We start from the raw sequence: 16,569 nt of genomic DNA, 5'->3' as shown, positions 1-16,569 counted from the left end.
CTGGCCTTACGGCAGGAGCACCAAGGCGCCTGTCGTCTGGCGTCCTTCGAGCCGGCGATGCGCCTCGGCTGCCTCGGCCAATGGCAGTCGCGCGTGCACGCGGATATTGACCGCGCCGCGCGCGACAACGTCGAAGAGATCCTTGCTCATCGCCAGCACGTCCTCGCGTCGCGATAGATGCGCCGGTAACAGCGGCCAGGTGGCATAAAGCGATCCCTTCTGCGCCAGCGTCGTGATGTCGAAGGGAGGGATCGAGCCGGAAGCGGCGCCGAAACTGACGAAATGACCGAGGGGGCGCAGGCTGTCGAGCGAACCTTCGAACGTCGCCTTGCCGATGCTGTCGTAGACGACGTCGACCCCCTCGCCTTCGGTGATTTCGAGCACGCGCGTTGCAAAGTTCTCCTTGCCGTAGTCGATCACGTAGTCCGCACCATTGGCCCGCGCCAGTTCGGCCTTCTCCGGCGAACCGACGGTGCCAATGACCTTTGCCCCAAGATGTTTCGCCCATTGCGTCAGGATCAGGCCGACACCGCCCGCGGCCGCATGAACGAGGAGGGTGTGGCCGGCCTCGACCCGGAAGGTGCGACGCAACAGATATTGCGCCGTCAGCCCTTTCAGCATCATCGCCGCACCCGTCTCGAAGTCGATATCCTCAGGCAGATGCACGAGGACACGGGCCGGCACATTGTGTTCCTCGGCATAGGCTCCGAGCGCCTCGGCATAGGCAACGCGGTCACCCGGCTTGAAGCCCTCGACATCGGGCCCGACAGAGACCACCTCTCCGGCTCCCTCCTTACCTGGGATGAATGGAAGCTGCGGCGGCGGGTAGGCGCCGCTGCGCAAATAGATGTCGACGAAGTTGACGCCGATCGCCCGGTTGCGCACGCGCACTTCCCCCGGGCCGGGTTCGCCGAGTTCGAAATTTTCGTAGGCGAGCACATCGGGCCCGCCGTGCTGATGCACGCGGATAGCTTTCATGGATCTGGTCCTCTGGTTGAGTTGGCTGGTCCTGGCAGCCTCCAGGCGGCGGCCGATGCCGATCTGCCTGATGCTGCCTCGCCTTCGTCGCTGATCACATCTGACAGATAGCCATGCGTGAGTTACCCGTGTAGACTGATATCAATGACAACAGAGTTCAAACTTCATGATATCTGACCAGATTGGCATCGACCTCCTTCGCAGCTTCGTCGCGGTCTGCCGGCAGGGTAGCCTGAACCGCGTCGCCACCCAGACCGGCCGCACGCAATCGGCGCTGAGCATGCAGATGCGCCGGCTCGAAGATCTGCTCGGCCGACAGCTCTTCACCCGCACCGGTCGCGGCGTCGTGCCGACACCCGAAGGCGAATTGTTCCTCGGATACGCCACGCGCATGCTGGCGCTCGGCGACGAAGCGGCGGCGCGGCTGCGGCAGGCCGACCTGAGCGGTGGCGTGCGGGTCGGCCTGGCCGAGGAAGTGGCAACGACGGCGCTGCCCGAAGCGCTCGGTCGACTGCGGCGCGGCTACCAGGAGATCCGGCTCGACGTGGTGGTCGAGCAATGCGTGGCGCTTGGAAAGACCTGGCCCGAAGGCGACCTCGATATCATGGTCGTGCCGACCTCCGTGGTCGCCGCCGACGCCCTCACCACCTGGAATGTGGAGCTGCAATGGGTCTGCGCGACGGACTACGCCTTCGACGAGACCCGACCGATCGACCTTGTTGCCTTCGCCGCACCCTGCCTCTGGCGCCGCCGCATGATCGAGACCTTGGCCGACCAGGGCCGGGAACACCGGATCACTTTTACCAGCCAGAGCATCACGGCGCTGCAGGCCGCGATCGAGAACGGGCTCGGCATTGGTTTGCTTCCGCCGGAAGCGATACGCGCGGGCACGATGCGGGCACTGCCCGCCTCGCCAGCCGTACCGAAGCCGTTTGCCGTCCAGTATGGGCTTTTTGCCCGGGATCGGCGATCGGCCGTCGTCGATTGCGCGATCAGCGTGCTGCTCGAAGGCTTGCCGATCGCTTCAAGGACCTAACGTCCTTCGCGGCTGAGCGCGGCGCTCACCCGCCCCAGGTTGTCTCCAGCACGCGGATCCAGTTGCCGTGGCAGATCTTTGCGAGGGCCGCATCGTCATAGCCGCGGGTGCGCAGCAGGTCGACGAGCAGCGGCAGATCGGCCGCGCTGCGCATCGCAGCAGGGATGGCCGTACCGTCGAAGTCAGAGCCGAGCGCCACATGATCGATACCGATACGCTCGACGATATAGTCGATGTGGTCGACAAGGAGCGAGAGCGGCGTATCCGTGTTCCTGGTCCCGTCCGCGCGCAGGAAAAGGACGCCGAAGTTGATGCCGGCCAAACCGCCGGTGTCCCTGATCGCGTCGAGCTGACGGTCCGTCAGGTTGCGGCTATGCGGGCAGAGCGCGTGCACGTTGGAATGGGAGGCGACGAGCGGCGCCTGCGACAGCGCGGCGATGTCCCAGAAGCCCTGCTCGTTCATGTGCGAGAGATCAAGCATGATCTTCAGCTCGTTGCAGGCGCGCACGAGATCCTTGCCGGCCTCGCTGAGGCCTGGACCGATATCGGGTGAAGAGGGAAAGCGGAAGGGAACGCCATAGGCAAAGAGGTTCGGCCGGCTCCAGACGGGGCCGAGCGTGCGCAGACCCGCGGCGTGAAGCACATAGAGCACGTCGAGATCGGCGCCGACCGCCTCGATACCCTCGATGTGCAGCACCGAGGCAAAGGCACCCTTGTCCATGGCGGCGCGGATATCGGCAGCACTGCGGCAAATCTTCAGCCGGCCCTCCGACTGGCGTTCGATCCGCATCAGCAGGCTCGTCATGCCGAGCGTGGCTTCGAGTGCGCTTTGTTGATCGGGCGTTGCAAACTCGCCGCTGCCATCCTTGGCAAGGCCCGGCGAGGCGACGTAGACGGCGGAGAGGCCGCCGGCAAGGCCACCCGCCGCGGCCTTGTCGAGATCGATATGCCCGGTATCGACGCCATCGAGGAAGCGGCGCTCGGCAGCGCCGCCCGGCGAACGCCAGAGTCGCGACAGCACGTCGTTATGTCCGTCAAAGACCGGGATTTTCGCTTGCGTCGCCAATTCTGGATCGCCTTCTCAACCTGTTGTCCTCAAGTGCGACTCATGGATAGTCGCCGACGGACCATAGACATTGGGTGCGGGAACCGCACCCTTTTCCCCGCCGGCCTAACGCAATGCAGGCGGACCGGGCAAATGCAAACCGTGCATAGGCCCTGCCGGAATCGGAATTGGCGGCACGAGGTTCTGTCGTGCTTAGTCGGAGATACGCGTGGGAAACCACTGCGACCAGAATTGGAGAATGGACATGACGATGCCGGCACCGCTGGATTGGCAAGCCGCCGAAGCGGCTGCGAGACGCCTGACCGCACAATGGGTGGCAGACGAACCGGGCGGCGCGGTCATCGGCTTCGATGAATCCGGACCGCGCTTCTCGCATGCGGCCGGCGTCGAGAGCCTCGCGACATCCGCGCCGTTCACGCTCGACAGCGTCGTGCGCTATGCGTCCCTCACCAAGCACGTCTTCTCAGCGATGGTGCTCGCCCATGCCGACCTTATCGGTCTCGACGATCCGCTCGGCCAGCATCTTCCGGAACTGCGGTCGCCACTTGCGGACGTGACGGTCGGGCAGGCGCTCGACATGAGTGGCGGCCTGCCGGATACCCGCGAATGCCTGTCGTTGCTCGGCCTTTCCGTCTACACGGAGACCACGGCCGGACCGCTGCTGGAGTACCTCTCGCGCCTGGAGCGGCTGAACTTTGACGCCGGCACCGAGGTCTCATACTCCAACACCGGCTATCGCCTCATCGAAGCGGCTTTGGAGCGCAAGGGCTTCCGCTTCGACGATTTCGTCCAACGGGAAATCGCGGCCCCGCTTGGCATCGCGCTGAAGGCGCCGGATGTCTGGAACGATCCGGTGAGCGACCTCGTTCCCGGCTACTGGCACTCGGGCGAAACCTGGCAGCTATCTGCCGCTGGCCTGCACATTTCCGCATCGGGCAGCCTCACCGGCAGCGCCGGGGCGCTTGCCACCTGGCTGCAGGCGCTGCTCGGTGGCGAAGGCCGCTTCGCCGGTCTTCTGCAGAAGTTGCAGGCGCCCCGATATCTCGCCGACGGGCGACCAACAGGATACGGGCTCGGCCTGCGCAACTCGTCGCTCGGCGGCCGCGAATTCGTTGGCCATGGCGGTTCACATCCCGGCTACAAGACCTATTTCCTCCTCGATCCCGAAACGCGCGCCGGCTTCGTCGTGGTCTCCAACCGCGAGGACACCAACGGTTACAAGATCGCGCTCGAAAGCATGGCAGCGCTCACCGGCATTCCTCTGCCGACCCCGGCAACCGATCTCGGCGACGGTCTCTACGTGACGGAGGCCGGTCCCTGGTGGGTCGAGGTCAAGGGCAGCACCTGCACCTATCTCGATGCGGATGAGACGCTCTATGACGACGGCGACGGCTGGGCCTCGTCGCGCTCGGCCTCATCCCCTGTCCGGCTGCGCCGCGACGGCTCCGCCCTTGTCGGCGAGGTCGGCCATGCGGCACGGTGCTTCCTTCCAGCGGCGACGCATGAGCCGCTGCCGGCGTCGCTCTCCGGGGTCTGGCGCTCCGACGAAAGGGCGGAATTCACGGTCGAGAACGGCGCGGTCCTGATGGGCGTCGGCCCCGTACGTCAGACCATGAAGCTCACTCCCCTTGGCAATGGTCGCTTCCTGTTCACGCTGAGCGATGGGCCCTGGGTCAAGCGCATCTGCCTGCATCTCCTCGGGCCCGATCACCTCGAACTGGTGACAAGCCGAGCCCGGATGATCGAATATCGCCGCCGCGCCTGATTTTTCTTGATGACGCGCGGGCGCTGCCACAAAAGAAGTCCGGTCGCCGGCGAATGACGGACCGGACTTCAGGAGTGCATGCCCGTGGAAATCAAATGGCTTGAGGACTTTCTGGCGCTCGCCAGCACGCTGAACTTCTCAAAGGCGGCGGACGAGCGCCATGTCACCCAATCCGCGTTCAGCCGCCGCATCCGGCAGTTGGAGGCCTGGCTCGGCGCCACGCTCGTCGACCGCGCGACCTATCCTTCACGCCTGACGGAGGCGGGGTCGAAATTCGTGCCGGTGGCGCAGGAGACTCTGAAACAGCTCTACCAGGCAAGGCGCAATCTGCAGCAGGAGGAAGGCTCCGACGCCCGCACCATCAAGCTGACAGCGCTGCATACGCTCTCCTTCACCTTCTTTCCCGCATGGATGACACGGGTCAACGCCCGGAGCGGGCCGCTCTTCTCCCGACTTCGCCCCGATTCCGGCAGCATGGAGGAAAACCTCAACTCGCTTGTCGACGGCGAATGCGACTTCCTGCTGACCTACGCCCATACCCAGGTCCCGCACCTGCTCGACCCGCAGGCCTTCGAACATCGCGTGCTCGGCCACGAACGCATCATCCCCGTTTCGGCGGCGAATGAAGCGGGGGAGCCCCTGCACCGGCTGGAAGGCGGCACGAAGCCGTTCCCGCATCTGAGCTACGAAAAATCGTCGTTCTTCGGCCAGCTTCTGGATGATCTGATCGGGCGCGAGCTACCGCCGGCGCAAAGGGTGCACGAAGGCAGTATGTCGGTGGGGCTGAAAGCCATGGCCGAATCCGGCTGGGGCATCGCCTGGGTGCCCGAAAGCCTGATGACGGATGAGCTGGCGAACGGCTCGCTGGTCAGGGCCGCCGACCCGCGCTGGGACGTCAGTGTCGAGATCCGGCTCTATCGCGCCAAGGAAAACCGCCGCCCGATCGTCGGCCGCGTCTGGCAGAGCCTGGAAGCTGTCGCCTAAGCGACAGCCCTGGCCCGCACGGGCGAGCTAGATCGCCGTCTGTCGTGCGCGCTCCAGATAGAGTTCGCGCAGGCGCTTGACCACCGGGCCAGGCTCACCGCTACCGACGGCCTTGCCGTCGATGCGGGTGATCGGCGCAACGAAGTTCGAAGCGCTGGTGAGGCACGCTTCGCGGGCGTTGAGCGCCTCTTCGAGCGTGAAGGGGCGTTCTTCCAGCGTCATTCCCTGTTCGGCGGCGAGCGCGAGAGCGGCGAGCCGGGTGCAGCCGGGCAGCGTCTTTTGGCTGTTGCCGCGCGTGACGATGCGGTTGTCCGCGGTGACGATGTAGGCGGTGGAGGAAGCACCTTCCGTCACGAACCCGTCCTCGATCATCCACGCCTCATCGCAGCCTTCAGCCTTGGCGATGCGCTTGGCGATCACCTGCGGCAGCAGGCACACACTCTTGATGTCGCGGCGCGCCCAGCGCTGGTCGGGCACGGTCTTGACCGACAGCCCCTTGATGGGGGCAGTCACCAGCGTCTTTGCCTGGGTGAAGAGCACCAGCGTCGGCTTGATATCCTCGGAGAACAGAAAGTTCCGGTCCTCGGCGCCCCGGGTGAGCTGCAGATAGACCATGCCTTCGACAAGGCCGTTCTCTTCGATCAGCCGCTTTTCGATCGCGACGATCTCGTCGGTCGATACAGGCAAAGGCACATCGATTTCACGCGCGCAGCGCTCCAGGCGCGCCATATGCGATGCGCTGTCGATCAGCTTGCCCTCAAGCACGGCGGTGACCTCGTAAATGCCATCACCGAAGAGGAAGCCGCGATCGAAGATCGAGAGACGCGCCTCGTTCTCGGGCAAAAACTCGCCGTTGAGATAGACGGTGCGGATGGACGGCTGGGACATGTAGGCTCCGTAAAAATTGGTTTGGCAGAGGCGCATGGACCGCAACACCGAACGCGATCCAGGGGCACAAATCAGTGTTCGCTGAGCGCGCGAAGCCGTTCGAGCGAGATCGCCTCGACCGTGCTCGGCTTGCCGTTCGCGGCATTGAAACCATGCGTCGTGCGGGCCATGGTCAGCGAATTGAGGATGGCCTCCTCCGTCGCCTCGATGGCCGCTTCGAAGAGCGGCGATATTAGGTCGTTTGGAAGATCGGGATAGTCGGCAATCGCGGCCCGGCGCGCCTTGGTGCGACGAACGGCGGCAGCCGTCGAGAAGGCGAGCGCATAATCGCCGGAACCATTGCTGAGCGCGGCGCCGGTGCGGGCCAGGCCGCCGAAGGCGCGTTCGGCCAGACGCTTGAGGTTGCGGGAAGAGAGCGGCGCATCGGTCGCGATCACGATGACGATCGAACCGTCGCGGTCGTGTGCCGCCGGCGCCTCATAGGCACGACCGCAGACGGTGAGCCGGCCGCCATAATTGGATTGGACGAGCACGCCGAGCGTAAAGACCTCGCCTGCCGCCTTCACAAGTCGCGAGCTCGTACCGATGCCGCCCTTCAGCCCGAAGGCCACCGTGCCGGTTCCGGCACCGACAGCCCCCTCCTCGACGGCACCGGTCTTCGCGGCGGCAAGGGCAGCGCCGATCTCGTCGATCGTCGGGCGACCGGCGCGGATATCGTTGAGGCGGGAGTCGTTAGTCTCGCCGACGACCGCGTTCAGCGACACGACCTTCTCGTTGCCCGGCTGCGCCAGCGTCCAGCGATTGACGACCTCGATGGCGCGTCCCGTCGCCAGCGTGTTGGTGAGAACGACGGGCGTTTCCAGCTCGCCGAGCTCCTCTACCTGGGTGGAGCCCGCAAACTTGCCGAAGCCGTTGAGCACAGCGAAGCCGGCCGGCACCTTGTCCTGAAAGAGGTTGCCGTCATGAGGCAGTATGGCGGTGGCGCCGGTGCGGATGCAGTCGGCCTCGACAACGGTGGCATGGCCCACCGCGACACCCATCACATCGGTGATCGCATTGAGCGGTCCGGGTTCGTAAGCACCCGGGCGGAAACCGATGTCGCGAAGCCGTAAGCGCTTGATATTTGTCATTTTTCGCCGTTTTCCTCACCCATCACCGCGGTCGCGAAGCAGTCATTTCGTCGCAGGCGACCCTACCTGTATCGGCGGCAAAACGGCATCGCAAAAATGGAATAGTTTCATGAGAAGCCTGCAACGCCGCCCTTCGCGGTCGGTCGTGGAGCTATGAGCCGAATGCGACTTTTCCGCATGGGCCCATGGGTCAGCGCGGCGACTGATAGTCGAGTGAAATAAAGCAGTTGCAACCATAAGAAACAGTTCATAAGTTCGCCTCGTCTTTGGCAAGGGAGCCTCCCATCCATGACGAAGCCGCTTGATGCAACCTCAGGCAGGTCTCAGCAGACGACGCCCGAAATGGCGACACGGCCGAGCCTCGGCATCTGGGCTTGCTCCGCGCTCGTCGTCGGCAACATCATCGGCTCCGGCTTCTATCTCTCTCCCGCCGCACTCGCGCCCTACGGCGCCGCAGCCCTCGTCGGCTGGGTCGGCAGTTGCCGCCATGTGCCTCGGCCTTGTGTTTGCGCGGCTCGCAGGCGTCAGGCCCGCGACCGGCGGCCCCTACGCCTACAGTCGCATGGCTTTCGGTGCGTTTGCCGGCTTTCTGGTCGCCTGGGCCTACTGGATCTCGATCTGGGCGTCGCTGCCGGCGATCGCCATGGCCTTCACCGGTTATCTCGGCGTGTTCTTCCCGAACCTTCAGCATATGCCGGGCGGCTTCACGGCGGTTTCGCTCGCCGCCATGTGGCTGGTTGCCGCCATCAACATGTTCGGCGTCAGGAGCGCCGGGCGTTTCCAGATCGTGACCGTCGGATTGAAACTCCTTCCCTTCATCGCGATCGCGCTTCTCGGCCTCTTTTGGATCGAGCCGCAGAACCTGATACCCATCAACCCGAGCGGGCTGTCCATGCTCGGCCTGATCTCCGCGACCGCACCGTTGACGATGTTCGCCTTTCTCGGCATCGAGTCTGCCACCGTTCCGGCCGGCGATGTCGACGATCCGAAACGCACGATCCCGCGGGCGACCGTGCTCGGCACGCTCTGCTGCGGCCTGATCTTCATTCTCGGCACGCTCGTGGTCATGGGCACGGTCCCGCGCGAAACGCTTGCGCGTTCCGCCGCTCCCTTCTCCGATGCGGCCTTCGTGATGTGGGGCTGGTGGGGGAGCACGCTGGTTGCGGCCGCCCTTGGCGCGCTCAACGGCTGGACGCTGCTGATGGCTCAGGTCCCGATGGCAGCGGCCCGCGATGGGCTGTTCCCTCCAGTTTTCGGGCGCCTTTCCAGCCGTGGCGTGCCGCAGTGGGGTATCGTCCTGTCGATGCTACTTGCTTCGGCCCTTCTCGTTCTGCAGACCTCGGGCGTGTCGGGACTGATGGTCGTCTATAGGTTCGCCGTCGACCTTTCGACCACCGCAGCCATGGTGCCTTACGTCTTCTGCAGCCTCGTCGAGGGCGCGCTGTTCCTGGCACTCACACGTCCGCGTGACGGGGAATGGGGCGGCTTCCGCCTTGGCCCCTACAAGCCTTATGCCCTGGTCGCCTTCATCTTTTCGCTTTGGACGGTCTACGTCAGCGGACCTCAGGCGGGCCTCTGGTGCCTGCTGCTGCTGCTCGTGGCACTGCCCGTCTACCTGTCAGTCGAAAGGAAGGAGCCGTCCACTGGCTGACGTCAAAAAGAGTACCCCCACCTGCACCTAGCACCGAACTAGAGAGAGGATTGGATATGAGCATGTTAAACAGGGGTCACCGCCGTCTCGGCATGAAAGCACTCGTCCTGGATGACGAAATCAGCGAGGAAAGTGCTGCAGGCCGCGCCGTCCGGTCGCTGATCGCAGAACTCGAACGCCGCCAGATCGAAGTAGTCACCGCGGAAAGCGCCGATGATGGCATCGCGGTGATCCGGTCGGACCCCGCTCTCCAATGCGTATTGGTCGACTGGGATCTCGGGTCGGACGGCCACGAACAATCGATCGGCGTCGTCGAAGCGCTGCGCAAGCGCAACGGCACCGTTCCGCTGCTGCTGCTCGCCGACCGCAGCGTCGCCTCGTCGGTTCCGGCCGATATCATGGCGAAGGTCGACGATTTCGTCTGGATGCTCGAAGACACGATGGATTTCGTCGGCGGCCGCATCCAGGCGGCAATCGAGCGCTATCGTTCGACCGTGCTGCCGCCGATGTTCAAGGCGCTCGCCCAGTTCTCCCAAGTGCACGAATATTCCTGGCACACGCCCGGACACACCGGCGGCACGGGTTTCCTGAAGTCGCCGCCCGGCCGCGCCTTCTTCGAGTTCTTCGGCGAACCGCTGCTGCGCTCGGATCTCTCGATCTCGGTCGGTGAACTCGGATCTCTGCTCGACCATTCCGGCCCGATCGGCGCCAGTGAAAAATACGCTGCCCGCGTCTTCGGCTCGCACCGCAGCTATCACATCACCAACGGCTCCTCGACCTCCAACCGCGTCATCCTGATGGCGAGCGTCAGCCGCGACCAGATCGCGCTGTGCGACCGCAATTGCCACAAGTCGGCCGAACACGCGATGACCATGTCGGGCGCCGTGCCGACCTATCTGGTGCCGACCCGGAACCACTACGGCATCATCGGGCCGATCCCGCCGGAACGGCTGACCGCGGTCGCGATCCGCAAGGCGATCGACCAGAACCCGCTTGCCGCGGACCTTTCGGACAAGGAGCCAAAGCACGCCATCATCACCAACTCGACCTATGACGGTCTTTGCTACAACGTGACCCGCGTCGAGGAACTGCTCGGAGCCAGCGTCGACCGCCTGCATTTCGACGAGGCCTGGTACGGCTACGCCCGCTTCAACCCGATCTATCGCGACCGCCACGCAATGCACGGTGATCCGAAGGCGCATACGGCCGACAAGCCGACGGTCTTTGCCACCCAGTCGACGCACAAGCTGCTGGCGGCCCTTTCTCAGGCGTCCTTCATTCACGTACGCGACGGCCGCAAGCCGATCCCGCATGGCATTTTCAACGAGACGTTCATGATGCACGCCTCGACCTCGCCGAACTACGCGATCATTGCCTCGAACGACGTCTCGGCGGCGATGATGGACGGGCCCGGCGGCGCGGCGCTCACCAACGAGTCGATCGAGGAAGCCGTGGCGTTCCGCCTGATGATGTCGCGGCTGGCCAACGACGCGGCAGAGCGCGGTGACTGGTTCTTCGATTGCTGGCAGCCGGATACGGTGCGCGACCCGAAAACCGGCCGCACAAGCCCCTTCCATGAAGCCTCGCCGGAATCCCTCGCGACCGATCCGTCCTGCTGGGTGCTGAAGCCCGGGGCAGCGTGGCACGGCTTCGGCGAGATCGAGGACGGCTATTGCATGCTCGATCCGATCAAGGTCTCGATCGTCACACCGGGTGTTGCGCCCGGCGGCGGGCTGATGCCGGTCGGCATACCCGCAAGCCTCGTCACCGCCTATCTCGATGTCCGCGGCATCGTTGTCGAGAAGACGACCGACTTCACCATCCTCTTCCTCTTCTCGCTCGGCATCACCAAGGGCAAATGGGGCTCGCTTGTCAGCGCGCTTTGCGACTTCAAGCGCGACTACGACGCCAACCTCACGCTCGAAGTGGCCATCCCGTCGCTGATCGAGGACCACCCGGAACGCTACGCCGGCATGGGTCTCAAGGATCTCGCCGACACAATGTTCCAGGCGATGGACCAACTGAAGACCACCGCCTCCATGGCCGCCGGCTTCTCTGTCCTGCCACATCCGGACCTGAGCCCGGTGCGCGCCTACGAGCGGCTGGTGCGCGGCGAGGTGGAACAGGTGACGCTCGACCATCTGGCCGGCCGCACGGTCGCAACGGGCGTCGTGCCCTATCCGCCCGGCATCCCGCTTCTAATGCCGGGCGAAAACGCTGGGCCCGCCGATGGTCCAGTCCTCGGCTACCTCAAGGCGCTGGAGGCCTATGATCTCCGGTTCCCGGGCTTCACCCATGACACGCACGGGGTGGAGGTCGAGGACGGCCTCTATCGCGTCTATGTGTTGACCCGCTGACCCGGCTTCAGGAGCGAGAACAATGGCTGCTGTCGATACGGCTTCCAAAACCACATCCGCGGGCGTCGCGGAATCCGCCAAGATCGGCCTCGTGCCCGCGACCCTGATGGTCGCGGGCAACATGATGGGCTCGGGCGTCTTCATGCTGCCGGCGAACCTCGCCGCGGTCGGGTCCATCGCCGTCTTCGGATGGCTGATCACCATTGCCGGCGCGATCGCGCTGGCGCTGACCTTCGCCAAGCTCGCGGCGATCGATCCCGCCGCCGGCGGGCCTTACGCCTACACGCGCAAGGCCTTCGGCGACTACATGGGTTACCAGACCAACCTGATCTACTGGCTCGCCAATGTGGTTGGTAACGTCGGCCTTGCGGTCGCCGGTCTCGGCTACCTCACGGCCTTCTTCCCGATGTTGCGCGACCCGCTGGTCTCGGCGCTGGCGCAGGTGGCGCTGATCTGGTTCTTCACCTACGCCAACATCCTCGGCCCGAACGTCGTCGGACGGCTGCAATCCTTTACCACCTCCTTCGCGCTGGTGCCGATCCTCGGCATGGCGATCTTCGGCTGGTTCTGGTTCTCGCCGGCGACCTTCTCCGAAGGCTGGAACGTGTCGGGCAAGGACAGTTGGGCGGCGATCATGGCGACGCTCAACTTCACCCTCTGGGCCTTCATCGGGGTGGAAAGCGCGTCAGTTTCGGCCGGAGTCGTTCGCGACCCGCAGCGCAACGTCCCGATCGCCACCGTCGGCGGCGTCATCCTCGCCGCCGTCGCCTATATCCTGTCTTCGACGGTGATCATGGGCATGATCCCGAACAAGGAGCTGATCGCGTCTTCGGCACCTTTCGCAGACGCCGCGCGGTTGGCGCTCGGCGATACCGCGGGTGCGGTGGTCGCAATCTGCGCAGCACTCGGTTGCCTCGGCTCGCTTGCCGGCTGGACGCTGCTCGTCGGGCAGACCGCGAAAGCTGCGGCCGACGACGGCCTCTTCGGCTCGATCTTCGCCAAGGTCAATTCCAAGGGCGTGCCCTCGGCCGGCCTTGCGATCGTCGCCGTCATCATGACCGTGCAGGTCTTCGCCACGATGTCGCCGACCGCCAGCGAGCAGTTCGGCAAGATCGCCTCGATCGCAGTGATCATGACGCTGCTGCCCTATATCTACTCGGCGATCTCCATCAAGGTGCTCGGCTACAAGAAGATGCCGGCAAGCACCTACAATTGGTACGTCATCATCGGCCTTGCGGCGGCGATCTACAGCCTGGTGGCGCTCATCGGCTCCGACGGCGAACAGACGCGCTGGTCGCTGATCTTCGTGATCTCGACGATCGTGTTCTACTCGGCAGCGATCACCCGCAAGCGCGAGATCGACGAGAAGCACATCGATCCGGGTGGGCACGCCCCGACCTGGATCCGCTACGTTACCGTCACCGTGACCATTGCCGCGCTCGTCGCGCTCTTCTGGGTCTCGGTCGGCCGTCACCGCGCCGAAACGCTGCGCACCCGCTCGCCGGTTCCGCCTGTCGAAAGCACCGTCCAGCCCGCGGCCGGTTCGCCGGCGGCCGTGCTTCCGGCCGAGAGCCAGCCGGCGCAATAGCCAAAAGGAGGGGTGGTGGATGCAGCCACCGCCCCTTCTTGCATCGATGTCGTCGAGAACGCGCGACCTCGGCCGCGCGTGTTTCAGGTGCCCTCATCGCTGTCGCCGCGGCTTCTTCGACGAACCGCCTGTTGCCTGCCGCGATCCACCAACACAAATATCGGTTTCGGGCGACGAAATACGTCACCTGCCGTATTTTCCAAAGCAGGGTGCGCGACTAGCTTTCGCGCGCCCGCCTTGTGAATTTCCGTTTTTCTTCAATACCCTGCGCCACGGATGCGCCGCGATGCCGGGCATTGGGGAACTGCCTTGCAAAAGAACCGCCGAACCGCCGCTCACATCGCCACGCTCGTCGTGTCGACCGCGCTGTCATCCTCCGGGTTCGCACAGGATGCGGGCGACCCCGGCGATCTGGCAACGTGGCGTACACCAGAGTTCAACGCCCAGTGGGGACTGGCAACTATCCACGCTGAATATGCCTACATGCTGGGCTACGACGGCAGCGGCATCAAGGTCGGCGTGGTCGACAGCGGCCTCGACATTACCCACCCGGAGTTTGCCGGACGCTATGTAGAGGGTATCACCTATGATCCGGAGAAGCCTTGGACGTTCGTAGGGGAGGGTCACGGCACAACGGTCGCCTCGGTCATCGCCGCCAATCGCGATGGGGTCGGCATGCACGGTGTTGCCCCGCGCGCGACCATCGTTCAGGCAGGGGCATCCGACATACCGGGCTACATCAACAATGCTGCCGCCAACTACGGAATCCGTACACTCGTCGACCGCGGCGTGAAGATCATCAACAACAGTTATGGCGACGGCTTCATTACAGAAATGACGGCCGACCGGGCCGAAGCGACGCTCTCAAACAATCTGTCCGCCTATCGCTACGCGGTTTCGCGTGGTGCACTTCTCGTCTTCGCAGCGATGAACGACGGCGCGGCACAGCCGTCCATCGATGCGGGTCTCCCCTATCTTTTCCCGGAGCTGGAACAGGGCTGGCTCGCCGTGGTGGCGACCAGTCCTACACACATGCCCGATTGGTCGAACAGGTGTGGCGTTGCATTAAATTGGTGTCTTGCCGCACCTGGTGGAGACGACGCCACGCGCTGGGACCCGGAAAGAGGCGAATGGGTCTGGACCAATCCTCAGGACAACATCATGGTCGCCGTCCCCGGTGGAGGATACAGCAGGGAAAACGGCACATCCCTGGCTGCACCGTTCGTGGCCGGAACGGCCGCGCTGGTCGCGCAGGCATTCCCGTACATGACGATGGACCAGGTCCGCCAAGTCCTGTTGGGAACGGCCATCGACTATGGCGACCGGGGCGTCGATCCCGTGTTTGGCTATGGCATGGTCAACGCCGGGCGGGCAGTGCGAGGTCCGGGCAAGTTCGACTGGGGTGATTTCCACGCCGTGATCGAGGACGGCGAAAGCGCATGGTCCAATAACATCACCGGCGCGGGAGGGCTGATCAAGTCGGGCGACGGCATATTGATCTTGGCCGGTGACAGCACCTATCACGGCTCCACACGCGTCGATGGTGGCTTCCTGGCGATTGCCGGCAGCATTGCCTCCGAGACCTTTGCTGACGGAAACGGCATACTCTCCGGCAACGGTACCATCTACGGCAATGTCGACAACAACGGCGCCGTCAATCCGGGCTGGGGCCGCAGGGGCGGCACGCTGACCGTGGCCGGCAACTATCGCCAGTCGGGCGACGGCTGGTTCCTCGTCAATCTCGACGCACCCGATGGCACGAGCCGGCTCGACGTCACCGGCACGGCCGAAATCGCCGGTGCAGTCGACGTCAGGGTCCGGCCCGAAAATTACAAGGGCGACGGCCGCCACACCATTCTCTCCGCGGTCGGCGGCGTGACCGGGCGGTTCGAGGACGACTGCGGCTGCTACGCCTTCCTCGACCTCTCGCTCGCCTACGAGCCGAGCGCGGTCTACCTCGACGTCGCCCGCAACGGCGTTGCCTTCGCGGACTTTGCCGAGACCCGCAACGCCGCCGCGGCTGCCTTTGCCGTCGAGCGGCTCGGTATCGGCGGGACGCTCCACGATCTCGCCGTCACCCTCGACGGACAAACCGCAGCCGACCTCTTCGGACAGCTGCCGGGCGACGTTCACAGCTCGACCGTCACGGGCCTCATCGAAAACAGCCAGCTCATCGGCAACCGGATGAACGACCGGCTGCGTGCAGCCTTTGAGACTGTCGGCGCCACGGCGCGGCCGATCGTTAACACCGACGAGATCACCACGGCATCGATTTCTTCGCCAGAAACCATGGGCGCGTGGGGCTCGGCGTTCGGGTCCTGGGGGGATACCGACGGCGACGGCAATGCAGCCGACCTGTCGCGGTCCATAGGCGGCTTCGTCGCCGGTCTCGATGGCGACATCGGTAGCGACTGGCGGCTCGGCTTCCTCGGCGGCTACAGCCATTCCAGCTTCAAGGTCGACGACCGCCGCTCGCGGGCCTCGAGCGACAACTACCACCTCGGTGTCTATGGCGGTGGGACCTGGGGCGGTTTGTCGTTCCGATCCGGCCTTGCCTACACCTTTAGCGAGATCGACAGCAGCCGGCTCGTCGTTTCGCCAGCGCTCGTCGACAGCCTGACTGCGGATTACCGCGCCGGCACCACGCAGGTGTTTGGCGAACTCGGATATGATTTCAGGGCCGGCGATTTCGCGTTCGAGCCCTTCGCCAACCTCGCCTATGTCAACGTGCACACCAATGGGTTCAAGGAGAAGGGCGGTGCGGCAGCGCTCTCCGTCCATGGCGGTTCCAGCGACATGGCCTTCACCACATCAGGGCTTCGCGCGTCAGCCGATTTCGAACTCGGCGCGGCAAAGGCAACGGCGCGCGGTCTCATCGGCTGGCGGCATGCCTATGGCGACGTTACCCCTGCTCTCGCCCAGGCGTTCTCCGGCAGCCAGGCCTTCTCGGTCGCCGGTGCCCCGATCGCGCGGGATAGCGTCATTCTCGAGGCCGGTATCGATTTCGCGCTGACACCGGCATCGACGCTCGGCGTTTCCTACCAGGGGCAGATCGCCTCGACGGCGCGGGAACACGGGGTCCGGGCCGATCTCAACGTCAAGTTCTGAGGGTTCGCGACCGAAAGC

The 16,569-nt window shown here is 64.6% G+C and carries 11 protein-coding genes; 7 read left to right on the top strand and 4 right to left on the bottom strand.

Annotated elements, in window-relative coordinates:
* Positions 1 to 6 precede the first annotated feature (6 nt).
* Complete coding sequence (locus IB277_RS23685) at positions 7 to 978, bottom strand: quinone oxidoreductase (protein ID WP_192371951.1); 972 nt, start codon at positions 976 to 978, stop codon at positions 7 to 9.
* 166 nt (positions 979 to 1,144) lie between these two features.
* Between IB277_RS23685 and IB277_RS23680 the strand changes: the two genes are divergently transcribed.
* Entirely contained in the window at positions 1,145 to 2,014 is an 870-nt protein-coding gene (locus IB277_RS23680) for a LysR substrate-binding domain-containing protein (RefSeq protein WP_034790128.1), read from the top strand.
* A 25-nt stretch (positions 2,015 to 2,039) separates the two neighbouring features.
* Here the strand turns inward: IB277_RS23680 and IB277_RS23675 are convergent, their stop codons facing one another.
* Complete coding sequence (locus IB277_RS23675; protein WP_192371950.1) at positions 2,040 to 3,080, bottom strand: dipeptidase; 1,041 nt, start codon at positions 3,078 to 3,080, stop codon at positions 2,040 to 2,042.
* A gap of 250 nt (positions 3,081 to 3,330) precedes the next feature.
* Between IB277_RS23675 and IB277_RS23670 the strand changes: the two genes are divergently transcribed.
* Together IB277_RS23670 and IB277_RS23665 are read left to right on the top strand one after the other, a co-directional pair.
* Positions 3,331 to 4,845 carry a serine hydrolase gene (locus IB277_RS23670; RefSeq protein WP_060585824.1) on the top strand — a complete coding sequence of 505 codons (1,515 nt, stop codon included), beginning with the start codon at positions 3,331 to 3,333 and terminating at the stop codon, positions 4,843 to 4,845.
* Between the two features lie 84 nt (positions 4,846 to 4,929).
* Entirely contained in the window at positions 4,930 to 5,829 is a 900-nt protein-coding gene (locus IB277_RS23665; RefSeq protein ID WP_034790308.1) for a LysR substrate-binding domain-containing protein, read from the top strand.
* Positions 5,830 to 5,856: 27 nt separating this feature from the next.
* Here the strand turns inward: IB277_RS23665 and IB277_RS23660 are convergent, their stop codons facing one another.
* Together IB277_RS23660 and IB277_RS23655 are read right to left on the bottom strand one after the other, a co-directional pair.
* A complete protein-coding gene (locus IB277_RS23660; protein WP_192371949.1) occupies positions 5,857 to 6,717 on the bottom strand; it encodes a D-amino-acid transaminase in 861 nt (286 codons plus the stop codon).
* 71 nt (positions 6,718 to 6,788) lie between these two features.
* Complete coding sequence (locus IB277_RS23655; protein ID WP_060585760.1) at positions 6,789 to 7,847, bottom strand: P1 family peptidase; 1,059 nt, start codon at positions 7,845 to 7,847, stop codon at positions 6,789 to 6,791.
* Positions 7,848 to 8,334: 487 nt separating this feature from the next.
* On the opposite strand from IB277_RS23655, the gene IB277_RS23650 reads away from it, so the two are divergent.
* From IB277_RS23650 to IB277_RS23635, 4 genes are all read left to right on the top strand, one after another.
* Entirely contained in the window at positions 8,335 to 9,498 is a 1,164-nt protein-coding gene (locus tag IB277_RS23650; RefSeq protein WP_246812806.1) for an amino acid permease, read from the top strand.
* 62 nt (positions 9,499 to 9,560) lie between these two features.
* Positions 9,561 to 11,855, top strand: coding sequence for an Orn/Lys/Arg decarboxylase N-terminal domain-containing protein (locus IB277_RS23645; RefSeq protein ID WP_210339661.1), 2,295 nt, complete (start codon positions 9,561 to 9,563; stop codon positions 11,853 to 11,855).
* A 22-nt stretch (positions 11,856 to 11,877) separates the two neighbouring features.
* Positions 11,878 to 13,443 carry an arginine/agmatine antiporter gene (gene adiC / locus IB277_RS23640; protein ID WP_060519942.1) on the top strand — a complete coding sequence of 522 codons (1,566 nt, stop codon included), beginning with the start codon at positions 11,878 to 11,880 and terminating at the stop codon, positions 13,441 to 13,443.
* A 309-nt stretch (positions 13,444 to 13,752) separates the two neighbouring features.
* Positions 13,753 to 16,551 carry an autotransporter domain-containing protein gene (locus IB277_RS23635; protein WP_192371948.1) on the top strand — a complete coding sequence of 933 codons (2,799 nt, stop codon included), beginning with the start codon at positions 13,753 to 13,755 and terminating at the stop codon, positions 16,549 to 16,551.
* The last annotated feature ends 18 nt before the right edge of the window (positions 16,552 to 16,569 follow it).

Source organism: Ensifer sp. ENS07 (genome assembly GCF_014852185.1).
GTDB classification, from domain to species: Bacteria; Pseudomonadota; Alphaproteobacteria; order Rhizobiales; family Rhizobiaceae; genus Ensifer; species Ensifer adhaerens.
This window is presented reverse-complemented; position numbering and strand designations above follow the sequence as displayed.